Consider the following 23,495-nt stretch of genomic DNA (forward strand, 5'->3'; position numbering starts at 1 on the left):
GGCCAACCCCGACCCCGAGATCACCTACGAGGAGGCCAAACAAGCCCGCGAGGACACGGTGATCATGGCGACCGGGCGCTCGGACTACCCCAACCAGGTCAACAACGTGCTGTGTTTCCCGTTCCTGTTTCGGGGGGCCTTGGACGTGCGGGCCACGGAGATCAACGAGGTGATGAAGGTCGCTTGCGCCGAGGCGCTTGCCGACCTCGCAAAACAGGACGCCCCGGACGCGGTCCGGAAGGCCTACTCCGACGAGACGCTGCGCTTCGGCCCGGAGTACATCCTGCCCAAGCCCCTCGACTCGCGGGTGCTGTTCGAGGTGGCTTCGGCGGTCGCGCAGGCGGCAATCTCGAGCGACGTCGCGCGTCACGAGGTCGAACTCGACGAGTATCGCGAGACACTCGAGGCCCGACTCGGTAAGTCCCGCGAGATGATGCGGGTCGTCCTCGATAAGGCGAAAAGCGATCCCAAACGTGTGGCGCTCGCCGAGGGGGAACACGAGAAGATGATCCGTGCGGCCTACCGGATGCAAGAGGAGGGGATCGCTCGGCCCGTCCTCGTGGGCGATCGCGAGTCGATCGAGGGGACGATCACGAACCTCGACCTCGAGTTCGAACCCGAACTCGTCGATCGATCGGACGACGCCTACAGGACCTATGCGGACCGTCTGTACGAACGGCGGCAGCGAAAGGGACTGACCCGAACCGAGGCACTCGACCGCCTCGAAAACGATCCGAACTACCTCGCGAGCGCGATGGTCGAGGCCGGCGACGCCGACGCCATGCTGACGGGGCTGACCCATCACTACCCCTCGGCGCTCCGTCCCCCGTTGGAGGTAATCGGGACGGCCGACGATACCGACTACGCCGCCGGGGTCTACCTGCTGGCGTTCAAGGACCGCGTGGTCTTCTGTGCGGACGCCACCGTCAACCAGAACCCCGACGAGGACGTCCTCGCGGAGGTCGCTCGCCACACCGCACAGCTGGCCCGCCGCTTCAACGTCGAACCGCGGGTTGCCCTCCTGTCGTACTCCGATTTCGGATCGGTGGACAACGAAGGGACGCGAAAGCCACGCAACGCGGCGCGCGCGCTCCGACGGGACCCCGACGTGGACTTCCCGGTCGACGGCGAGATGCAGGCCGACACCGCCATCGTCGAGGACATGCTCGACGGGACGTACGACTTCGCGGAGCTGGAGGAACCGGCGAACGTGCTGGTCTTTCCCAATCTGGAGGCAGGCAACATCGCCTACAAACTGCTCCAGCGACTGGGCGGCGCGGAAGCCATTGGACCAATGCTCGCGGGTATGGACGAGCCGGTGCACGTCCTCCAGCGCGGCGACGAAGTCAAGGACATCGTCAATCTGGCGAGCGTCGCGGTCGTCGACGCCCAAGAGCAGTAGTCCGGCGGGCGCACTCGCCGTCCCCGGACGAACACCTGCCCCAACACGATTAATTAAGAGGGTTCATAACGGTTCCTTCGATAGTATGAAACGGGAGAACGGGACACACTGGGCGGGGCTGGCATGAACGGGAACGACCGCTCGATCGCCGGATTCACCATGCTCGCCCACGGGACCTTCCACACCTACGAGCTGTCGATTCCGCTCTTCATCGTGATCTGGCTCGACGTCTTCGAGGTCTCGGCGTTCGTCCTCGGGATCGTCGTCAGCATCGGTTACGGGTTGATCGGCGTCGGCGCGCTTCCCAGCGGCGTGCTCGCCGACCGGTACGGTTCACGACGACTGATCGTCGCCGCAGTTCTGGGAATGGGAGGGGGATTTTTCCTGCTCGCGCTCGCGCCCAACGTCTACACGCTCTGTGGGGCGATCGTCGTCTGGGGTGCCGCCGCGAGCATCTACCACCCTGCCGGGCTCTCGCTGATCAGCCGCGGGGCCGAGGAACGGGGGACCGTCTTCGCGTACCACGGCGTCGGCGGCAACGTCGGCACCGCGTTCGGTCCGCTGCTCGCCGCCCTTCTGTTGATCTTTCTCGACTGGCGGTTCGTCATCGTTGCACTCGCGATCCCGGCGGTCGTCGTCGTGGCGGTCGGCTCCGCCATCGAGTTCGACGAGACGGCCGCCACCGCGACCGACGGCGGCGAGAGAACCGACGGCGACGAAGGGCCGACGACCGACGGCGAAGACGGGGACGACGGCTTCGACCTCGGGTCGATCGTCGCCGATTCTCGCCTGCTCTTCACGACGGGCTTTGCCCTCGCGTTCGTGATCGTCATGCTCTATGGCACCTACTACCGGGGGCTGCTGACGTTCATGCCCGACATGATCGCGGACCTCCCGCAGTTCGGCACCTACACGATCATGGGACAGTCGGCCGAACCCTCCCAGTACATCTACACCGGTCTGTTGATGGTCGGCATCCTCGGCCAGTACGCCGGCGGGCGGGTCACCGATCACGTCAGGACCGAGTACGCGCTGCTGGCGACGTTGACGGCGCTCGCGGCGCTCGCGGTCGTCTTCCTGCCCGCGGCGGGCTGGGGGGTCGTCCCGTTCCTCGCGGTCTGTGCGATCCTCGGGTTCTGCCTTTATGCGACCGCGCCGATCTATCAGGTCGTGATCGCGGAATACGCCGCAGAGGACGTCCACGGTCTCTCCTACGGCTTTACGTATCTGGGTATGTTCGGCGTCGGAGCGGGGGGCGCCGCGCTGGCAGGCGCGCTGCTGACGTACTTCAGCGCCTCCGTGTTGCTCGGAACCCTCGGCGCGATCGCGCTCCTCGCGGCTGGGCTCGTGGTAGTCGTCCTCAAATTCGTCTAAACTACTCAGGCGACGCGGTTTCGCAGTTCCTCCCCCGACCGGTAGCGCTCGACGTTCTCCTTCACCAGGTCGGCGATGTCAAGGTGGTACCGGTTGGTCGCAGAGCCCTTATGCGGCATGACGATCACGTCCTCCATGTCCCACAGCGGCGATTCTTCGGGAAGGGGTTCGGTCTCGAAGACGTCGAGTGCCGCACCCGCGATCTCGCCGTCCTCGATCGCCGCAACGAGCGCCTCCTCGTCGACGATGGGACCTCGGGCGACGTTCACGAGATAGGCATCGTCGCGCATCGCCTCGAACTCCGGCGTCGAGAGCAGGCCGTCAGTCTCGGGGGTGTGCGGCAGCGTGATCGCGACGAATCGGGCGTCCGAGATCGCCTCGTGAAGCTCGTCGGGGTCGTAGACCTCCGAGACCCCGGGAACCGGTTCGTCCGAGCGCCGGACGCCGACGACCTCCATCCCTAACCCATCGGCCCGCGTGGCGATCCCCTCGCCGATGGTCCCCAGCCCGAGCACGCAGAGTCGCTCGTTTTCGACGGTGAACGGACGGTCGTACTCGGGGGTGTACCAGTGGGTTTCGTTCTGGTTGTCCCGGTAGACGTGCAACATGCGTGCAAGCGAGAGCATACAGCCGACGGCGACCTCGCCGACGGTCGCGCCGTGGATGCCCGAACTGTTGGTTAGCGGGGTATCCGTCTCGGCGTAGGCCTCGGTATCGAAGGCGTCGTAGCCCGCTCGGGCACAGTGGACCCAGCCGGCGTCGAGGAACTCCTCGCGGGGGGCGTAGGTGACGACGCCGTCGCGCTGGTCGTACTCCCGTCCGTCGCCGACGAGTTCGACCGGGATCGAAAGATCCGAAAACGCCTCGACGAACGCCCCCTCCGGGATGACGCTGTCGACGGATTCGTGGACGTACAGCTGTTCGAGGTCGGGTGCTGCCATGCGCGTGAGTGTATCACTCGCGAGGTTGAAGCTTTCGGAACGGAGCGTCGTCGGAACACCACGATCCATCGGAGAGTGTTCCGTGTCCGAGCTTGACAGAATTGGTAACTCTTATCACATAGTCGGACAGCATATGGGGTAGTCACCGTAACGGTGAGGACATCATGGACGTCAACGAAGCGATCGCGCAGACGCTACGAGAGGAGGGTGTAGAGTACCTGTTCGGCTTCCCGAGCAACCCGCTGTTCGACACGGATTCAGCGGAGGAGGCGGGGGTCCGATCCATCATCACGAGGCAGGAACGAACCGCGGTCCACATGGCCGACGCCGTCGGGCGGCTGACCTCCGGCGAGCAGGTCGGCGCGTTCGCCTGCCAGCACGGGCCGGGCACCGAGAACTCCATCGGCGGCGTCGCCCAAGCCTACGGCGAGTCCGCGCCCATCGTCGCGATCCCCGCGGGCTACGATCTGGCGAAGACCGACGTGGACCCGAAGTTCAACTCGCTGGTGAGCTACCAGTCGGTGAGCAAGTCCTGCGAACAGCTCGCGGACCCCGAGGCCGTCGGCGAGACGATGCGCCGGGCGTTCAGCTCGGCGCGTAACGGCCGGCCCCGGCCCTCCGTGGTCGAGGTCCCCAAGGACGTCTTCTACACGGATCTCGAGGAGGAGTTCGAGTACACCCCCTCGAAGGCGCGCCGGTCGGGCCCGGACCCGGCGGACGTCGAGACGGCAGCCGAGACCCTCGCCGAGGCCGAGCGCCCGGTGGTCTTCGCCGGACAGGGTGTCCACTACGCGAAGGGCTGGAACAGTCTGAAGGAACTCGCCGAAACCCTCGAAGCCCCCGTGGCGACGAGTTTGAACGGGAAGAGCGCGTTCCCCGAGGATCACCCCCTCTCGCTGGGCGCCGCCAGCAAAAGCGAGCCCGGTCAGCTCGCCCATTTCATGCGCGAGGCCGACGTCGTCTTCGGGATCGGCTGTTCGTTCACCGAGACCGCATACGGGTTGACCGCCCCCGAGGGCGCCGACATCGTCCACTCGACGCTCGATCCCACGGACATCGACAAGGACGTCGTCTCGACGCACTCGCTGGTCGGCGACGCCAAGCTCACCCTCGAAGCGCTGCTCGACGAACTCGACGGCCGCGTCGACGATGACCGCGGGCGGGCCGATGACGTGGCGGCGGAGATCGAGGACGTCCGCGAGGAGTGGCTCGCCGAGTGGGAGGCGAAGCTCACCTCCGAAGACACGCCGATCAACCCGTATCGAGTGGTTCGGGAGCTCGACGAGATCGTCGACAAGGAGGAGGTCGTCATCACCCACGACGCGGGCAATCCCCGCGACTTCCTCGCGCCGTTCTTCGAGGTCACAGAACCCCTCTCCTATATCGGCTGGGGGAAGACCACCCAACTGGGCTACGGGCTGGGGCTGACGATGGGCGCGAAGCTCGTCAATCCGGAGAAGCTCTGCATCAACGTCTGGGGCGACGGCGCGATCGGAATGACGGCCCTCGATCTGGAGACCGCGGCCCGCGAGGACATCCCGATCCTCTCGATCCACCTGAACAACTTCGAAATGGCCTCGTATGACACGCCATTCGGCGGCGACTGGGCGGACGTCGCGGAGGGACTCGGTTGCTACGGCGAGCGCGTCGAGGACCCCGACGAACTCGGGGCGGCCATCGAACGCGGGATCGAGCAGACCGAGGAGGGAACGCCCGCGCTGATCGAGGTCATCACTGCGAAGGAGACCGAGCTCTCGCGGCCGGATCTCGAATAAGCACCTCGCCCTCCGAGAGCGACGGGAACGTTTAACACCGACAGCTGAAACCACTACATCATGGAATCCGATAGCACGAGTCAAGAGAAGATACTCGACGGGATCACCGTCGTCGATCTCACCACGTTCGTCACCGGCGGCTTCGCGACGCTGATGCTCGCGAACCAGGGCGCGGAGGTCATTAAGGTCGAACGGCCCGAACTGGGCGACGACAGTCGCCACTCGGGCCCGCCGTTCGTCTCGACGGAGGACTACGAGGGACCCGGCCGGTCGGCCGCCGAGCAGGGGGAATCGCCCTACTTCTGGACGGTCAACTACGACAAGCAGAGCGTCGAACTGAACCTCAAAAGCGAGGAGGGACTGGCGATCTGCAAGGAGCTGATCGAGGAGGCGGACGTAGTAGTCGAGAACTTCCGGCCCGGGACCGCCGAACGGCTCGGACTGGGGTATGACGATCTGTGTGAATTGAACCCCGAACTCGTCTACTGTTCGATCTCCGCGTTCGGCGAGACGGGCCCGTGGAGTGACCGCCCGGGATATGACCTCCTGGTTCAGGGCATGAGCGGGATCATGAGCGTCACCGGCGAGGAGGACGGCGACCCGGTGAAGGTCGGCCTTCCTCAAACCGATCTCATCACGGCGATGTGGGCCGCCTTCGGCATCGTCGGCGCGCTCTTCCGGCGCGAGCGCACGGGCGAGGGCGAGCGCGTCGAACTCGGCATGCTGGAGGCGGCACTGCCGTGGCTCACCAAGCAGGCCGCGAAGGCGTTCGTCGGTGAGACCCCCGGAAGAATGGGCACCAAGGATCCGGTGCTCGCGCCGTATCAGAGCTATCCCACCAGCGATGGCTATCTGAACGTCGCCTGCGGCAACCAGAAGCTCTGGGAGGGGTTCTGCACCGAGATCGGGCGGGAGGACCTCCTCGACGACCCGCGATTCGACTCCAACGCCGACCGGGTCGAGCACATGGATGAGCTAGAAGAGGAGCTCTCGGAGACGCTTCGCGAGCGCACCACCGACGAGTGGGTCGAGGCGCTGGCCGAGGAGGCGGGCCTGCCCGTCGGCCCGGTCTACGAGGTGGGCGAGGCACTGGAGAACGAGCAAGTGGAGGCCCGCGGGGCAGTGGGATCGCTCGATCACCCCGCGGCGGGCGAGATCCCGAGCCTCGAACACCCGCTGAACTTCGAGGGCGCCGACAGCGGGTTCGACGACGCGCCGCCGCTCCTGGGCGAGGACACCGAGGCGATCCTCGATCGCCTCGGATACTCCGAGGAACAGGTCGCGGAACTGCGTGACTCGGGTGCGATACCCGACGCGTAAACGGAGACGGCTCGGACGCAACACATTTATTCGTGTGTTACTACCACACATTCGAGACCGACCGCGTCGTTCGACCGTCTTGAGTCCCGAGCTAGGGCAGTTCGCGATCTCGGGCGGCGCCGATCGGACACGAACCGGAACAGCGGCGATAACCACGGAGGAGACACGCTTCACAATGGCAACAACCGACCGACACGACCCCGCGACCGACGACCGAGCGAACTACGACTACACGAACGGTGACGTCGAGCGACCCGATCTCGTGGCCGACCTCGAAGACCGCGTCGAGGGCGACGTCCGCTTCGACGAGTACTCACGGGAGCTGTACGCGACCGACGCCAGCGCCTACGAGGTCACGCCCATCGGCGTGGTCTTCCCGACCGCGACGGAGGACGTCGCCGCGGTGATGGCCTACTGCGCCGACCGAGAGATCCCCGTGCTGCCCCGCGGCGGCGGGACGAGCCTCGCGGGCCAAGCGGTCAACGAGGCGGTCGTGCTGGACCTCTCGCGGTACATGACCGACATCACCGACGTGGACCCCGACGCGATGCGGGCACGCGCCCAGACGGGGGTCACGCTCGGCGAACTTAACCGCACCCTCGAACCAGAGGGGATCAAGTTCGCGCCCGACCCCTCGACGGCCGACCGCAGCGCCTTGGGGGGTGCGATCGGCAACAACACGACCGGCGCACATTCGCTGCTGTACGGCAAGACCGACGCCTACGTCGAGGAGTGCGAGGCCGTCCTCTCCGATGGCTCGGTCCACACCTTCGGCGAGATCAGCGTCGAAGAACTCCGAGAGGAGGCCGATCCCGAGGGCGAGGTACTCGAGCGGATCTACGCGGAAGTCGTCCGGATCATCGACGAGGAGAGCGACGCAGTTGCGGAACGGTACCCGAGCATGAAGCGAAACGTTTCCGGATATAACCTCGACGTGCTCGTCGAGGAGGCAAGCGAGGCGCAACGCGCCTCGGAGGACACGAGCGGTGTAACCGCGAGTACTGGGGAAGGAAGCACAGAGGAAGGTGTCGTGAACCTCGCGCGCCTGCTGGTCGGCAGCGAGGGGACGCTCGCCATCGTCACCGAGGCCGAAGTGAGTCTGGAGCCGATCCCCGAGACGAAGTCGATCGGACTACTTACCTACCACAGTCTGCTGGAGGCGATGGAGGACGTCGGCCCGATCCTCGAACACGAACCCGCCGCCCTGGAGGTGCTCGACGGCGTGCTGGTCGACCTCGCGCGCGGGCTCGACGAGTTCAAGGACGTGATCGGAATTCTGCCTGATGAAACCGATACCTTCCTCCTGGTCGAGTTCTACGCCGATTCGGACGAGGAGCGCCGGGAGAAGGTCGAGACGCTGCTGGAGGACCGGGTGGGCGAGATCGCCTTCGGCGGCTACGAGGCCTACGACGAGGAGACCCGGAAGGACTTCTGGAAGATGCGCAAGGCCTCGACGCCGATCCTCCTCTCTCGTACGGGCGACGAGAAACACATCGCGTTCATCGAGGACGTCGCGATCCCGCCCGAACACCTCCCGGAGTACACCGCCGACTTCCAGGCGATCTTCGAGGACCACGACACGTTCGGGAGCTTCTACGCCCACGCCGGTCCGGGATGTATGCACGTCCGTCCGCTGATCGACACTAAAACTGCGGAGGGCGTCGAGACGATGGTTTCGATCTCGGACGCCGCGACGGATCTCGCGGTGAAATACGGAGGGAGCGTCTCGGGCGAACACGGTGACGGACGGGCCAGAACCCAGTGGAACAGGAAGCTCTACGGCGAGCATCTCTGGAACGTGTTCCGCGACCTGAAGACCGCCTTCGACCCCGACTGGCTGCTCAATCCCGGCTCGGTCTGTGGCGACTTCGACATGAGCGAGAACCTCCGCTTCGGTCCCGACTACGAGTTCGAGGCGGGCTTCGAGCCCGAACTCAACTGGGAGAACGACAACGGCTTTCAGGGGATGGCCGAGCTGTGCCATGGGTGTGGCGGCTGTCGGACCAGCCAGGACGGAGCCGGCGGCGTGATGTGCCCGACGTATCGGGCCTCCCAGGAGGAGATCACGAGCACGAGAGGGCGGGCGAACATGCTCCGGCAGGCGATGAGCGGCGATTTACCCGACGAGGAGCAGTTCGACGTGGAGTTCATGCACGAGGTGATGGACCTCTGTGTGGGCTGTAAGGGCTGTGCGCGGGACTGTCCCTCCGAGGTCGACATGGCGAAGATGAAGGTCGAGGTCGAACACGAGTACCTGAAGCGTCACGGGGTCGACCTGCGCTCGCGCGTCTTCGCGCGTATCGACTGGCTCTCGGACCTCGGGAGCGCGACCGCCCCGCTCTCGAACCTCGCGAGTTCGCTCCCCGGGTCGGGACTCGTCACCGAAAAAGTCCTGGGGATCGCCCGCGAGCGCACCCTGCCGGAGTTCGAGCCCGAGACGCTCACGGAATGGTACGAGAAACGCGGGCCGCAGGTGAGTGAAAAAGAGGCCGACCGGAAGGTTCTGTTGTTCCCCGATACGTTCACCGACCACAACAACACGAAGGCGGGCAAGGCCGCAATCGAAGTGCTCGAAGCCGCGAACGTTCACGTGAGGGTTCCCGAAGGCGTCACCGGCAGCGGCCGGCCGGCCCACTCGAAGGGGATGCTCGACCTCGCGAAGGAGAAGGCCGACCGGAACGTCACCGCGCTCGCGCCCGACGTGAACGCGGGCTGGGACGTGGTCGTCGTCGAGCCCTCCGACGCCGTGATGTTCCAGTTGGACTACCGCGACCTCCTCTCCGGAGACGCGGTCGAACGGGTGGCCGAAAACACCTTCGGCGTCATGGAGTACGTCGATCGGTTCCGCCTCGACGAGACGATGAGCTTCGGCGCGCTCGACGAATCGCTCACGTATCACGGTCACTGCCACCAGAAGGCGGTCAAGAAGGACCACCACACCGTGGGCGTCCTCCGGCGGGCCGGCTACCGGGTCGACCCGCTGGATTCAGGCTGTTGCGGAATGGCCGGCTCGTTCGGCTACGAGGCCGAACACTACTCGATGAGCCAGGCGGTCGGCTCCGTGCTGTTCGGACAGATCGAGGAGAGTGAGGGAGAGAGCGTCGTCGCCCCGGGTTCGTCGTGTCGCAGCCAGATCGGCGACGAGTACGGCGAAAAGCCGCCCCACCCGGTCAGAAAGCTTGCCGAGGCGCTGGCCTAATCGGAGCCGAACGCCCCGCCCGCGGTCCACTCCTCCAACGTCGTCTGGTCGCCCGCCACGTCCTCGAAGACGTCTTCGGTGTGTTCGCCGAGCCGCGGCGCGGGCTCGCGGATCTCGGGCTCGTAGCCCGCGAAGTCGATCGGGTGACCCGGTAACAGACACTCGCCCCACTCGGGATCCTCATGAGGGATCGTCAAATCGCGTGCCGCGGTCTGTTCGTGCTCGACGACGCCCTCGACGTCGTTGATCGGTCCGCAGGGAAAGCCGTATTCAGTAAGTGAGTCGAGCCAGTGCTCCGTGCTTTCCGTCTCGAACTCCGCCTCGATGATTTCCACAACTTTCTCGGCATGCTCCTGTCGGTCGTCGTTGGTCGGGTACTCCGCGAGCTCCTCGCGGCCCAGCAGCTCGACAAAGTCACCCCAGCGGTCGTCACTCGGCACGCCCGTGACGAGCGCGCCGTCGGCGGTCTCGAAGCGCTGGTAGGGCACGAGCGTCTGGTGGCTCGTCCCCTGTGGGCCCGGCACGCTCCCGTCCATCGAGTACTCGGTCAGGTACTCGTTCATGAGCGTCACGATCGAGTCGAACAGCCCGACGTCGAACTTCCCGACGAATTCCTCGTCCTCGCCCGCGCGCTCGCCCTCGTAGAGCCGGGCGAGGGTGCCCATCGCCGCGAACATCCCCGTCGTCAGATCGCCGATGGCTTGGCCCACTTTCACGGGCTGGCCGCCCTCGGGACCGGTGACGCTCATGATCCCGCCCTCGGCCTGGAGGATCATGTCGAGGCCCGGTTTCTCCTTATACGGCCCGCTCTCGCCGTAGCCCTTGATGCTCGCATAGACGATGTCCGGATTACGCTGGCGGAGGTCCTCGTAGCCGATGCCGAGCTTGTCGGTGACGCCGTACCCGAAGTTCTCGACGAAGACGTCGGCGGCTTCGAGCAGCGACCGGGCGGCCTCGACGCCCGCCTCGCTCTTGAGGTCGAGCGTCACCGACTTCTTGTTCCTGTTGTTCGCCATGAAGTAGCCCGACTTCCCGTCGGGGCCGACGCCCTGCGAGCGCGCGGGGTCGCCCGCGCCGGGACGCTCGATCTTCACGACCTCCGCGCCCATATCGGCGAGCAGCGCGCCACAGAACGGGCCCGCGCGGTGGGCGGTCATCTCGACGACCGAGACGCCGGCGAGCGGTCCCCGGTTTCCGTCCCCGTCGGTGTCCGTTTCGCTCACGTTCACTCACCCTCGTTGAACTCATCGACTAGCTCCCGGCGCTCGTCGCTGGCGAACTGTTCCCACCAGAGCGCTTCCTCGAACTCGCGGGCGCTCTCCGCGTCGGGTGCTTGGGCCGCCTGATTGAGCGCGCGTTTGGAGTTCTTCACCGCATTTCTACCCGTGTTCTGGATCCCGTCGATGATCCCGTCGACCGTCGAATCGAGCTCCTCGCGCGGGACCGCGTGATTGATCAGCCCGATCCGTTCTGCCTCTTCCGCGTCGATGAAGCCCGCGGTGAAGACGATCTCCTTTGCCTTCGCCTCGCCGACGAGTTCGATCGCGCGCTTGTTCGACCCTCCAGTGGGGATCTGACCGATGTTCGCGGTCGGTACGCCGAACTTCGCGTCCTCGACGGCGACGCGCATGTCACAGAACATGGCGAAGATCAGCCCGCCACCCACGCAGTAGCCGTTGACCTTCGCGATCACGGGTGCGTGGCAGTCGAGCGGCTTCTGGTACATCTCGTAGAACAGCTCCTGACGGTCCTCCTGGTGGGCGTGTTCCTCCGCGGGGCCGGCGTATTCCGTTATGTCCGCACCCGCCGAGAAGGCGTCCTCGCCCTCGCCGGTGATGACGACCGCGTCGATCTCCCTGTCGAGTTGGATCTCGTCGAAGGCTCGCGAGAGGTCCAGCATTACCGCGTCGTTCAGCGCGTTGTACACCTCGGGGCGGTGGAACTCGATGGTGGCGATGCTGTCTTCGACGTCGACGCTGATGCTCTCGTAGGCCGTGTGGCTGACCATGAGGAGACACCGCACACCCGGGGCAAAAGTCTTCCCAAGAAAGCCCTCGGAATGCACTGGCGTGCCATTTCTCGCTCGCTCGTTTCATGTCGCTACGAGAGATCGCTCTGCGGTCTCTCGACGCTGAGCGGCGACGATGTCGCCACGAGGTCCGCGGAAACTCTGTTCCCGCGAGATTCCGGAAATCTCCGATTTTCCGAGGACCACCAAGCCAGCCGAGTCGCGCCGTGCGACCGCACGGCGCCTCTCGGGAACCTGCCCTTCCCCGTCCCACTCGCGGAGCCGTCGAGAGTGACGGCTCCGCGAGCACCGGCCACCGCAGTAATCCAAGGGAATCCTACGGCCAGACTCCGTAACGGCTTAATCCTCTCCCCTGGTGTGTGCGAGTACATGTCTTACGAGATCACCACGATCCCGGGCGACGGGATCGGCCCGGAAGTCGTAGAGGCGGCGCTCCCGCTGTTCGAGGAGGTCGCGGGGAACCACGGCGTCGAAATCGAGTTCACGCGGTACGACTGGGGGAGCGATCGCTACCTCGAGGAGGGCACGATGATGCCTGAGGACGGCCTCGATCGGATCGAGGACAGCGACGCGATCCTCTTGGGCGCGGTCGGCCACCCCGAGGTGCCCGATCACGTCACGCTCCACGGTCTGTTGCTCCCCATCCGCAAGGAGTTCGACCAGCAGGTCTGCGAGCGCCCGTCGATCCTCTTCGACGGGGTCGAGAGTCCACTGAAAGGCTACGAAGGTGGGGACGTGGACTTTGTCGTCTACCGGGAGAACACCGAGGGCGAGTACGCCGACGTCGGCGGGCGCGAACACGTCGGTTTCGACCACGAGATCGCGGTCCAGAGCTCGGTGTTTACCCGCCAGAGCACCGAGGCGATCCTCCGTGCGGCCTTCGAGGCCGCCGGGGAGCGCGAGGGTCACCTCACGAGCATCACGAAGTCCAACGCCCAGGCCTACAGCATGGTGTTCTGGGACGACCTCGTCGAGGAGATCAGCGAGGACTACCCCGATATCGAGGTCGAAAGTCTGCTCGTGGACGCAGCCTCGATGGACTTCATCCGCCGGCCCGAGGAGTTCGACGTGGTCGTCGCCTCGAATCTGTTTGGAGATATTCTGACCGACATCGGCGCGATCGTCACCGGAAGCATGGGTCTCGCTCCCTCGGGTAACGTCAACCGCTCGGGCGAGTACCCCTCGATGTTCGAACCCGTCCACGGAAGCGCCCCGGACATCGCCGGACAGGGCGTCGCGAACCCGATCGCGACCGTGCTCTCGGGGGCGATGCTGTTCGAGAACGCCGGGGAGAACGAGGTGTCCGAGGACCTTTGGAGTGCGGTTCGCGAAGTGCTTGCCGACGAATCGGCTCCGACGCCGCCGGATCTGGGCGGGTCAGCGGACACTGGAGAAATGGTCGCGGCGCTCTCCGAGCGGCTCTAGTCCGATTCGGCCCGTATCGAGACGACGGGGCAGTCCGCACCCAGAAGTACCGACTGGACGACGCTGCCGAACAGGGCCTTTCCGACCGGCGAGCGCTTCCGGCCGGCGACGACGATGTATCGGGCGTCCCGATTCCGAGCGTATTCGGTGATCTCGTCTGCGGGGTCGCCCATCAGTCCGACGGGTGTGGCCGTAGCACTCGTCTCGTCGATGGCTTCGACGGCGATGGACTCGGCCGTTTCGACCACGCTTTCGACCGGTACCGCCTCACCGGTTTCGCTCACGTTCGTCCGCTCGAGCGAGACGAACTCCTCGCGCGGGAGGACGTGGACGACCGCGACGGAGTCGTCGAACGCCTCGCCGAGCGCCGCGGCTTCCCGGACGACGGCGCCGGATCTATCGCTCCTGTCGACGGCTGCAACGATTACCATGGTTCGTATTATCGTGACGATCATATAAACGTGTACTCGTCCGCCTTCGTATCACGTTCAGGAAACGTTGATTACAGCAGACGGGAACGGGGTATCCACCCGCGTCCACGACAATATCTTAGAAAGGTTTATGTTATTCCTCTATAATCGTGATAGTGAGACTCTGATGTGCGTTACCGGATAACAAGGACGTTTCCGCTTCGGCGGCGGTCAGGTCGACGACCGGCCCGTGGCCGGGGCGAACCGGGGATCAGCACGCAGGGTCGGTGCTCGAGGAAACCATGAACGAACGACACAGCGAATCGACGACGGATGGCGGTTCGAGGAGTACAGCTCGATCGGGACGGAGACGGTTCCTACAGCTCGCCGGCGCCGGATCGGTAGCGGCGCTCGCGGGCTGTCTGGCCGGCAATGACAACGGGGGCGGTGGCGATGGAAACGGGGGTGGCGGCGGAAACGAAAGCGGCGGCGAGAGCGACTGGCAACCCGAGAACGCGATCCGGTATATCGTCCCGTACGATCAGGGTGGCGGTACGGACGTCTACGCCCGCGGGATCCAGGAGGGACTGGCCGACGCGACCGGTCAGAACATCCAGATCGACAACATCCCCGGTGCGGGCGGGCTCAACGGATACGGCCAGCTCATGCGGGCCAATCCGGACGGCCACACCATCCTCGGGAGCGCGACGCCCTTGGAGGTCGCCCCGCAGCTACTGGAAGACCCCGGGTTCGACCAACGAGACGCCGAGGGCGTCTGTGTCTTCGGGCAGTCGGTATGGACGCTCGTCGTCAACTCCGAGTACGAGGGCGAGGTCGAGACGTTCGACGACGTCATGGAGAAGTACAACTCCGGGGAGTGGGAGGGGATCGGCGTCCAGGAGCCCGGCAGCTCCCAGGACGTCATCGTTCTCCTAGCGAAGTACCAGTACGAAGAGGAGTGGGGCTGGGACTGGACGGAGCGCGTCCAGTATACGGGAACCGGCCCCGTCTCGCAGGCGGTCGCCAGCGGCGAGGTCCCCGCCGGGATCGGGACCGACGCGGGCACGCAGTCGGTCGTCGACAACGGCTCGATCTACCCGGTCGTCACGTTCGTCAGCGACGGTTCGGATGTCTACCCCGACGTCGAATCGGTGACCGACGCGGGCTACCCCGAGATCGACTTCGTCGGCGGGCTGAGCCGTGGGGTGTTCGCGCCGCCCGAGACCGAGGGCAACATCACGCAGGGGCTCTCGGACATGTTCGCCGAGGCCGTCGAGCACGAGAGCACGCAGAGCTGGACCGAGGACACCGGAAACCCCGTCTTCCACGAGGGTCCCGACGCGGCGAACCAGCTCCTCGACGACGCTTTTGCGGCCTACGAGGAGAACAACGTCATCGACCTCGTCCAAGAGAACTCCTGATCGAACGCCGTCGGCGAATCCCTATCCCATATTATGTCAATAAAAAATAAACGCGAACAGGTGACCGCAGAGCACGTGATGCTCGTCGCTCTCCTCGCTCTCAGCGCGGTGTTTCTGATCGAGCCGATCGTATCGGACTACCCGGACGACGCCCGGGTGTTCCCCCAACTGATGGCGTCGGTCGTCTTGGTCGGATCGCTGCTGTTGCTCGTGCGTAACTACCTCCCCGAACCGCTGTACACCGTCGTCGGCGAGAGCATCAACATCACCACCAGCGACACTGCCTCCGAGGCCGAGGAGGAACTCTCCGAGCGCGAAAAGGAGATCGAAGCGGAAACCGAACCGAAACAGACGCTCGCGCGGGAATACGGCTACGACGTCAACGACACGGTGTTCATGATGGCAGCCGCGACGTTGTACTTCTTCGCGGGCTGGGCGGCCGGCTTCCTGTTCGTCACGCCGCTGTTCGTGTATGGGTATACGACGTGGTTCCGCGTTCGACCGGCGATCGGGATCGGGCTCGCGGTGCTCTCGACGGTCATCGTCTACCTCTTCATCGAGTTCCTGATCCTGCCGCTGGATCAGGGCGCGATCTTCGACTTCAGCCCGTTCCTTCCGGTCGCGTTCGACCCGGTTCCGTTCGTCATCGGGGTGCTCTAGATGATCGTCGAAACACTCATCGGGACTCACCGGATCCTGCAGCTGGAGCCCTTCGCCGAAGGGCTGAGCATCGCGGTCAGCTGGCCCGTCATCGGGTGGATGGTCGTCGGACTCCTCCTGGGGATCGTCCTCGGCGCACTGCCGGGGATCGGTTCGCCCGTCGGAATGGCGATCGTCCTGCCGCTGACCCTGCCGCTTGACGCGACGTCGGCGATCATCCTGCTGGCGTCGATCTACAGCGGGGCGATGTTCGGCGGCTCGATCGCCGCGATCCTGATCAACGCCCCCGGTACGGAGTCGGCCGCGGCGACCACCCTCGACGGCTATCCGATGGCGAAAAACGGGCTCGCGAAGAACGCGCTGGCGATCGCGACGACCGCCTCGGCGCTCAACGGCTTTCTCGCCGCGATCGTGCTCGTGCTCATCTCGCCGGTCCTGATCGGGGTGGTTCTCGCCTTCGGCTCGCCCGAGTACTTCCTGCTCGCGATCCTCGGGATCTCGCTGATCACGATCGTCACGCAGGGTTCGATCATCAAGGGGCTCGTCGCCGGCGCGCTCGGCTTCATGATCTCGACGATCGGGACCGGGATCCTGAGCCCGACGCCGCGCTTTACCTTCGGCCAGTTCGGCCTCTACGACGGCATCTCGTTCGTCGCCGCGTTGATCGGGATGTTCGCGTTCGCGGAGATGATGAAGCTCGCCGCCCAGACCCGGATCGCCGAGAGCGACGTCGAACTCACCGGAAGCATCAAGAAGGGCGTCATGACCGTGTTCAAATACCCCAAGACGACGATCAAAGCCGGTGTGATCGGAATGGTGATCGGAATGATCCCCGGTTCGGGCGCGACGACCTCGACGTTCGTCGCGTACGCCGAGGAGGCGCGCTCGTCGGCCAAGGACGGCTTTTTCGGCGAGGGCGATCCACGAGGAGTCATCGCCCCGGAGGGGGCGAACAACCCGACGGTGAGCGGGTCGCTCGTCCCGACACTTTCGTTCGGGATCCCCGGTAGCGGCTCGACAGCGGTGCTGCTCGGCGGGCTGCTCATGCACGGCCTCCAGCCGGGTCCGACCCTGTTCGGCGATCAGCTCCATATCACCTACGCGCTGTTCATCTCGCTGTTCCTCGGCAACATCGTCATCGTCCTCGTCGGACTGTCGGTCATCCCGTACGCGAGCCGGATCACCGAACTCGACACCGACGTCATCATCCCGGTCGTGGTGGTGCTGTCGTTCATCGGGGCGTACACGCTCAACCAGAACTGGTACGACGTCGGCGCGGTGCTCGTGTTGGGGGTACTCGGCTTCTATATGGTGCGGTACAACTACTCGGTGATCGCGTTCGTCCTCGGTATCGTGCTGGGACCGATCGCCGAGGAGAACTTCTTCCGGTCGCTCCAGATCTCCGGCGGGAGTTACGACATCTTCTTCGATCCGGTCAACCGACCGCTGTCCTTCGCGCTCTCGCTTGCGACCCTCCTGATCCTGATCGGACCGTTCCTCAAGCCGTACCTCGAGCGGGTCGTCGATCGCGCCTGACCCGTATCTCTATACGCTTTGGCTGCGGTCTCGACGTATGCACGCGACCGGCATCGACCACCTCGTTCTCACCGTCGAGGACATCGACGCGACCTGCGCCTTCTACGGGGACGTCCTCGGAGCCACCGTCGTCACCTTCGGCTCCGAAGACAGAACCGCCCTGCGGTTCGGCGACCAGAAGATCAACCTCCACGAGGTCGACGCGGAGTTCGATCCCCACGCCCGCGAACCGATCCCGGGCTCGGGCGACTTCTGTCTCGTCTTCGAGGCCGCGACGAACGAGATCGACGACCGGCTCGACGAGCACGGCGTCGAGGTCGTCCACGGCCCGGTCGGGAAACACGGTGCGCGCGGCCGGCTTCGCTCCGTCTACGTCCGCGATCCCGACGGGAACCTCGTCGAACTCGCCACCGAGGAGGAAACCGATTAGTCCTCGCGCTGCGAGGGACGGATATGAGCGATGGATGGCACCGCGTTTCGCTGTCGGATCTAACCACGAACCCTGAAAAACCCGGCGAGCGCTGGGAGCTCTCGCCCGAACTCGGGATCGACGCGTTCAACTTCAACGTCGCGGTCCTCGCGGCCGACGAGCGCCTCTCACAGAACCACTATCACTACCACGAGAACCAACAGGAGCTGTTTTTCGTCGTTGAAGGCAAGTGTCGGATCGAGACGGAGGACGAGGGCTTCGAGATAGGCGTCGACGAGGCGGTGGTCTTCGAGGAGGGCGAGTCCGGCGCGCACGTCCTCTACAACCCCTTCGAGGAGCCCTGCAAGGTCGTCGCGCTCGGCTGGCCGGCCGACGGTCGGTATCCGGTTCATCAACTCGAAATCACCGACGATATAGCTACCCGACACGAGCGCGACGACTCGTAGCCTGCCGACGGCGCAGGGGTTTTGAGGGTCCGCCCGGAGTGTGACAGTATGGCAACGAACACGGGGTCGGCGCGGGACGAGCGGGCGTCGTACGACTACGTCGACGAGGACGAGGCCGTTCCGGACGCGCTGTCGGCACTCCCCCGGTTGGTCGGCGGCGAGGTCCGCTTCGACGACTACTCGCGGGAACTGTACGCGACCGACGCCAGCGCCTACGAGATGACGCCTATCGGCGTGGTCTTTCCGACCTCGACTCGGGACGTCCAGGTGGTGATGCGCCACTGCGGGAAGAACGGGATCCCGGTCCTGCCCCGTGGCGGCGGGACGAGCCTCGCGGGCCAGTCGGTCAACGAGGCGGTCGTCCTCGATTTCACTCGCCACATGGACGGCATCGCCGAGATCGACATCGATGGCCGGCGGGCCCGCGCGGAGGCGGGCGTCTATCTGGGCGACCTCAACGACGAACTCGCACCCCACGGACTGAAGTTCGCGCCCGATCCCGCCTGGCGCGATAAGAGCGCACTCGGCGGCGCCATCGGCAACAACTCGACCGGCGCACACTCGTTGAAATACGGCAAGACCGACGCCTATATCGAGGAATGCGAGGTCGTACTCGCGGACGGCACCCGGACGACCTTCGGGGAGATAACGCCCGAGGAGATCGACGAGCGAGCCGACTCCGAGGGCGATATCGAGGCCCGGATCCACGCTGCGGTCAAACGGATCATCGAGGAGGAAGGTGAGGCGATCGAGGAGGCCTACCCCGACCTGAAGCGAAACGTTTCGGGATACAACCTCGATATGCTGATCGAGGAAGCGCGCGCGGTCCGGGACGGCGCGACGGAGACGATCAACCTCGCGCGCCTACTCGCCGGTAGCGAGGGCACCCTCGCCATTATCACCGAGGCCGAGGTCTCGCTCGAACCGATCCCCGAGACCAAGGCGATGGCGCTGCTGACCTACGACACCCTGATCGACGCGATGGAGGACGTCGCGCCGATCCTCGAACACGACCCCGCCGCCGTCGAGGTGATGGACGACGTCCTCTTGGACCTCGCCCGCGAAACCGAGGAGTTCGCGGACGTCGTCTCGATGCTCCCGCCAGAGGCGTCTTCGGTCCTCATCGTCGAGTTCTACGCCGGGAACGATCCAGAGGGCTTGAAGAAGGTCGCGGGCCTGCTCGCGGATCGAGCGCCGGAGGCCGACCACGAGGGCGAATTGGGCGAGAATCGAGCGAAAACCGACGCCCCGATCAACGCGACGGCGGCGATGGAGGCCCACGACGCCGACGAGCGCGCGTTGTTCTGGAAGATGCGAAAGAGCGGGCTGCCGATTTTGCTCTCCCGTACCAGCGACGAGAAACACATCTCCTTCATCGAGGACTGTGCAGTGCCCCCCGAGCACCTCCCCGAGTACGCCCGCGAGTTCCAGGAGATCCTCGAGGACAACGGTACCTTCGCGAGCATTTACGCCCACGCCGGCCCCGGCGTGCTTCACGTCCGCCCGCTGATCAACACCAAGAACGTCGAGGAGGTCGAGGCGATGGTCGACATCGCGGATCGAGTAACCGACGCCGTCGCGCGATTCGGCGGGAGCGTCTCGGGCGAACACGGCGACGGTAGAGCCAGAACCCAGTGGAACAGGAAGCTCTACGGCGACCATCTATGGAGCGTCTTCCGCGACCTGAAGACGGCGTTCGATCCCGACTGGCTGTTGAATCCCGGCTCGGTCTGTGGCGACTTCGACATGAGCGAGCATCTCCGGTTCGACCCGGACTACGAGTTCGAGATGGGCTTCGATCCGGTGCTGGAGTGGGACAACGAGAACGGCTTTCAGGGGATGGCCGAGCTTTGCCATGGGTGTGGCGGCTGTCGTGGACCCCAGGAGACCACCGGTGGGGTGATGTGTCCGACGTTCCGCGCGAGCGAGGAGGAGATCACGAGCACGCGGGGCCGAGCGAACATGCTCCGACAGGCCATGAGCGGCGATCTCCCCGATGGCGAGGCCTTCAGCGACGAGTTCGTCACCGAGGTGATGGACCTGTGTATCGGCTGTAAGGGCTGTGCGAAGGACTGCCCCTCCGAGGTCGACATGGCCAAACTCAAGGCCGAGGTGACCCACGAACACCACCAACGCCACGGTGCGGGCCTGCGCTCCCGGATGTTCGCGAACATCGATACCCTCTCGAAACTGGGGAGCGCAACCGCACCCGTCTCGAACTGGCTGTCCGAACTGCCGGGCGCACGCATCGCGATGGAAAAGGCGATCGGGATCGCCCGCGAGCGTGAGCTTCCGACCTTCCACCGCGAGACCCTCGTCGACTGGTTCGATGAGCGTGGCCCACGGGTCAGCGAATCGGACGCGGAGCGGAAGGTCCTGCTCGTTCCCGACACCTACACCAACCACAACCACCCCGCGGTCGGCAGGGACGCCGTCCGAGTCCTCGAAAGCGCGGGCGTCCACGTCCAACTCGCGGACGTCGGCGACAGCGGCCGACCCGCCTTCTCGAAGGGCTTTCTCGACGCCGCCCGCGAGCGTGCCGAGGAGAACGTCGCGGAACTGGCACCCCGGATCGAGGCGGGCTGGGACGTGGTGGTCTGTGAGCCCACGGATGCCGTGATGTTCCAGTCGGACTACCTCGACCTGCTTTCGGGCGATAGCGCGGAGCAGAGTCGTGGGAAATCAGGGATTCCCGGATCTAGCGAGTCTTCCGATTCGCCAGACTCCGCGGACCGTTCGAGCGGGCAACACCCGCGAGAAGGTGCTGTCGAGTCGGTGGCCATCAACACCTTCGGCGTCATGGAGTACGTCAACGCCTTCGACCTCGACCTCCCGGACGGCGAGGGATCGCTGACCTATCACGGCCACTGCCACCAGAAGGCGACGAAAAAGGACGTCCACGCCGCGGCGGTGCTCTCGCGGGCGGGCTACGACGTCGACGTCCTCGATTCGGGCTGCTGTGGGATGGCCGGTTCGTTCGGCTACGAGGCCGACCACTACGCCATGAGCGAGGCGATCGGCTCGATCCTCGTCGATCAAGTAGCGGAAAGCCCGGGCGAGCGGGTCGTCGCACCCGGTGCCTCGTGTCGCGGCCAGTTGGAAGACCTCACCGACGAGGAACCGCCCCACCCGATCAGCGTGCTCGCGGAGGGACTGTAATAGCGCGGCTCGAATCCGACACCAGTGCGGTGAGCCGACGAGGAGATGCCGGAGCCGCCCACGTCGGCGACGAGTGGCCTTCGGACGAAAGTAATTGAAATCGCTAAAATCCGAACGACACAGTCATCATCGACTCGAAACGGCATTCGGGCCGTCAAGACGATCACAAGCGCTCGAATCGATGATGCGAGTGGAGTCGATAACCGAGAGTACGATCGGAAACGAGTGAACCGATCAGATAGTACGATATCGGCAGATTGACGGAGTTTCAGGCTGCACCGTGCTGGGCCGCCGATTACAACTAGTTCTGTACTGCGAGCGCGGTTTCGATGTTCGAGTCGGTAAACAGTGACTTCGCTCGGCCCACGGCGTCGGTACCGGCTTCGGGGATGTTCTCCATCAGGACGGTCTCGCTGGGGAAGAGCCGCTCGCCGACTTCGAGACCGTGTTCGCGGGCGGTCGAGCCGGTGACGGTGAGGTAGACCCCGAGGCCGGTGTCGGCGATGTCGGCCTCCTCCTCGCGTCCCGACCCCGGATACCGGAAGTCGATGCCGTCGGTCGTATCGGTTCCCAGAACGGCGCGGACGAGGCGCTCGTAGCGCGGTGAGATACAGACGGGGCCCTCGTAGTCGGTGAGGAACTCCCGAGAAGGGGTTGGTTCGGCGTCGTCGGCCGCGATGACGTCGGATCGCCCGAGCAGGGTGTGATACACCGTATCCCCGAGTCCCGTCACGACCCGGACGTCCGTATCGCGGGGGTCGATCCGCTCGTTGATGTCGGCGATCGTCGAAAGCGGTTCGGGTTCCAGCGAGACGACCTCTTCGAGGACGAGGTCAGCGCTGTCGAACCCCAGTGCGAACTCGTGGGTGCGAAGCGCCCGGAAGGGCTCCTCGCGCCCGATCAGTTGGAGGCACAGATCGTCGCGTTCGAGGGTGAGGCTATCGAAGACGACGCGTCGAGGCTTGCCGTCGCGGTCGTCGCGAAGCAGGGTGAACTCCGGGCGAGCAGGGTCCGAGAGGTCGCTGTACTCCGCGAGGCGGTCGTAGACGTTCTTCTCGGCGGTCTTCCTGCCCTTGGTGATCGCCTTCTCGTATCGAAGGGTCGAACAGATCTCGTCGGCGACTGCCGTCGCGTCCATCCGGGCGGCCAGTCGGTCGAGCACGGCCTCCAGTGGTCGACCCTTGCGCGGGACGGCCACCGGGATCGTCGCGGTCATTGTCCACACAACGGGCCAGCGTGATAAACGGATTACGGCTCGGCCGTCTACTCGGTACCGATACTCACGCCGACACGTTCGCGCCACGCCTGGATCTCCCCGACTTCGTCGTAGAGCGCGTCCAGGTCGTCGCTGACGGCCTCTATATCGGCCGCGAGGTCGGCGGTTCCGTCGGGTTTCCGGTCGGGTCGCTCGAGGTTCGATTCGAGGGCGCCGATCGCCTCGTCCTGCCTATTGATCGTCGCCTCGACACGGGCGTCGATCGTTGCAATGTCCCGACGGAGTGCGGAGAGTTCGCTGACGAGTTCCTCGAGGAATCCGCCGTCGATGTCGGACGCGTCGAGCATGGGACGGTCGTCGGGTTCGACGGGATCGACTGTGACCTCCGGACGGTTCATGAACGCTGTTGCGTCGGCGTCGTCCGAGATTCGGATCCCGTAGACCGTCACGACCGTCGTCCCGGGGTCGATTCGGCTCTCGAAGACGAGGCGTTCCTCGGTGATCGTCCACTGCTCGTCGTCGTAATCGGGATGAAGGCCGATCGCCGCGGGCGAAAAGGAGTCAGGAACTCCCTCCTCGAGGCGGACCTCGACTGGCGTTTCCCGAGTCGACCGGATCTCGAACCCGATCGTCGGCACCGCAAACCGCTCGGGTTCGTATCGCTTCGTGACCGTCACCCCTTCCGCCTCGACGCGGAGCGGGTCGCTCATTTCCATACAAGATATAATACAACGCAAATAACATAAAACGAT

Annotated in this window: 18 protein-coding genes; 12 read left to right on the top strand and 6 right to left on the bottom strand. The window is 65.1% G+C overall.

Going from position 1 to position 23,495, the window contains the following annotated elements; all coding sequences use genetic code 11:
- Window positions 1-1,402, top strand: a 1,402-nt coding sequence (locus EAO80_RS15015; protein WP_281273048.1) for a phosphate acyltransferase, incomplete at its 5' end; no start/stop codon positions are given.
- A gap of 123 nt (window positions 1,403-1,525) precedes the next feature.
- Window positions 1,526-2,776, top strand: a complete 1,251-nt coding sequence (locus tag EAO80_RS15020) for an MFS transporter (protein WP_122090686.1) — start codon at window positions 1,526-1,528, stop codon at window positions 2,774-2,776.
- A 5-nt stretch (window positions 2,777-2,781) separates the two neighbouring features.
- Here the strand turns inward: EAO80_RS15020 and ddh are convergent, their stop codons facing one another.
- Window positions 2,782-3,717 (bottom strand): D-2-hydroxyacid dehydrogenase, encoded by a 936-nt coding sequence (ddh, locus tag EAO80_RS15025; protein ID WP_122090716.1) that lies wholly within the window; start codon window positions 3,715-3,717, stop codon window positions 2,782-2,784.
- Window positions 3,718-3,881: 164 nt separating this feature from the next.
- Here ddh and EAO80_RS15030 point away from each other — a divergent pair, with 164 nt between their 5' ends.
- From EAO80_RS15030 to EAO80_RS15040, 3 genes are all read left to right on the top strand, one after another.
- Complete coding sequence (locus tag EAO80_RS15030; protein WP_122090687.1) at window positions 3,882-5,492, top strand: thiamine pyrophosphate-requiring protein; 1,611 nt, start codon at window positions 3,882-3,884, stop codon at window positions 5,490-5,492.
- 60 nt (window positions 5,493-5,552) lie between these two features.
- Window positions 5,553-6,812: a CaiB/BaiF CoA transferase family protein gene (locus EAO80_RS15035; protein WP_122090688.1), complete on the top strand. Its 1,260-nt coding sequence runs from the start codon at window positions 5,553-5,555 to the stop codon at window positions 6,810-6,812.
- Between the two features lie 175 nt (window positions 6,813-6,987).
- Complete coding sequence (locus EAO80_RS15040; RefSeq protein WP_122090717.1) at window positions 6,988-10,011, top strand: FAD-binding and (Fe-S)-binding domain-containing protein; 3,024 nt, start codon at window positions 6,988-6,990, stop codon at window positions 10,009-10,011.
- On the opposite strand, the gene EAO80_RS15045 is transcribed toward EAO80_RS15040, so the two are convergent.
- A complete protein-coding gene (locus EAO80_RS15045) occupies window positions 10,008-11,234 on the bottom strand; it encodes a CaiB/BaiF CoA transferase family protein (RefSeq protein ID WP_245998637.1) in 1,227 nt (408 codons plus the stop codon). The two genes, EAO80_RS15040 and EAO80_RS15045, sit on opposite strands and share 4 nt — an antisense overlap.
- A gap of 2 nt (window positions 11,235-11,236) precedes the next feature.
- Window positions 11,237-12,019 (bottom strand): enoyl-CoA hydratase/isomerase family protein, encoded by a 783-nt coding sequence (locus EAO80_RS15050; RefSeq protein ID WP_122090689.1) that lies wholly within the window; start codon window positions 12,017-12,019, stop codon window positions 11,237-11,239.
- A 390-nt stretch (window positions 12,020-12,409) separates the two neighbouring features.
- On the opposite strand from EAO80_RS15050, the gene EAO80_RS15055 reads away from it, so the two are divergent.
- Window positions 12,410-13,465, top strand: a complete 1,056-nt coding sequence (locus tag EAO80_RS15055) for an isocitrate/isopropylmalate dehydrogenase family protein (RefSeq protein ID WP_122090690.1) — start codon at window positions 12,410-12,412, stop codon at window positions 13,463-13,465.
- Here the strand turns inward: EAO80_RS15055 and EAO80_RS15060 are convergent.
- Window positions 13,462-13,896, bottom strand: a complete 435-nt coding sequence (locus EAO80_RS15060; RefSeq protein ID WP_122090691.1) for a universal stress protein — start codon at window positions 13,894-13,896, stop codon at window positions 13,462-13,464. The two genes, EAO80_RS15055 and EAO80_RS15060, sit on opposite strands and share 4 nt — an antisense overlap.
- 281 nt (window positions 13,897-14,177) lie before the next feature.
- Between EAO80_RS15060 and EAO80_RS15065 the strand changes: the two genes are divergently transcribed.
- The 6 genes from EAO80_RS15065 to EAO80_RS15090 are packed head-to-tail and all read left to right on the top strand — an operon-like array spanning window position 14,178 to window position 21,527.
- A complete protein-coding gene (locus tag EAO80_RS15065) occupies window positions 14,178-15,296 on the top strand; it encodes a Bug family tripartite tricarboxylate transporter substrate binding protein (RefSeq protein ID WP_122090719.1) in 1,119 nt (372 codons plus the stop codon).
- 33 nt (window positions 15,297-15,329) lie between these two features.
- Window positions 15,330-15,956 (top strand): tripartite tricarboxylate transporter TctB family protein, encoded by a 627-nt coding sequence (locus EAO80_RS15070; RefSeq protein ID WP_245998639.1) that lies wholly within the window; start codon window positions 15,330-15,332, stop codon window positions 15,954-15,956.
- On the top strand, window positions 15,957-17,492 hold the full coding sequence (locus tag EAO80_RS15075) for a tripartite tricarboxylate transporter permease (RefSeq protein WP_122090692.1): 1,536 nt from the start codon (window positions 15,957-15,959) through the stop codon (window positions 17,490-17,492).
- A gap of 37 nt (window positions 17,493-17,529) precedes the next feature.
- A complete protein-coding gene (locus EAO80_RS15080; protein WP_122090693.1) occupies window positions 17,530-17,922 on the top strand; it encodes a VOC family protein in 393 nt (130 codons plus the stop codon).
- Between the two features lie 23 nt (window positions 17,923-17,945).
- Complete coding sequence (locus EAO80_RS15085; protein ID WP_122090694.1) at window positions 17,946-18,368, top strand: cupin domain-containing protein; 423 nt, start codon at window positions 17,946-17,948, stop codon at window positions 18,366-18,368.
- A gap of 48 nt (window positions 18,369-18,416) precedes the next feature.
- Window positions 18,417-21,527, top strand: coding sequence for an FAD-binding and (Fe-S)-binding domain-containing protein (locus tag EAO80_RS15090; RefSeq protein ID WP_122090695.1), 3,111 nt, complete (start codon window positions 18,417-18,419; stop codon window positions 21,525-21,527).
- 301 nt (window positions 21,528-21,828) lie between these two features.
- On the opposite strand, the gene EAO80_RS15095 is transcribed toward EAO80_RS15090, so the two are convergent.
- Together EAO80_RS15095 and EAO80_RS15100 are read right to left on the bottom strand one after the other, a co-directional pair.
- Window positions 21,829-22,743 carry a hypothetical protein gene (locus EAO80_RS15095; protein WP_122090696.1) on the bottom strand — a complete coding sequence of 305 codons (915 nt, stop codon included), beginning with the start codon at window positions 22,741-22,743 and terminating at the stop codon, window positions 21,829-21,831.
- 47 nt (window positions 22,744-22,790) lie between these two features.
- Window positions 22,791-23,453, bottom strand: a complete 663-nt coding sequence (locus EAO80_RS15100; protein ID WP_245998641.1) for a hypothetical protein — start codon at window positions 23,451-23,453, stop codon at window positions 22,791-22,793.
- Window positions 23,454-23,495: the final 42 nt, after the last annotated feature.

The organism is Halalkalicoccus subterraneus (genome assembly GCF_003697815.1).
GTDB classification, from domain to species: Archaea; Halobacteriota; Halobacteria; order Halobacteriales; family Halalkalicoccaceae; genus Halalkalicoccus; species Halalkalicoccus subterraneus.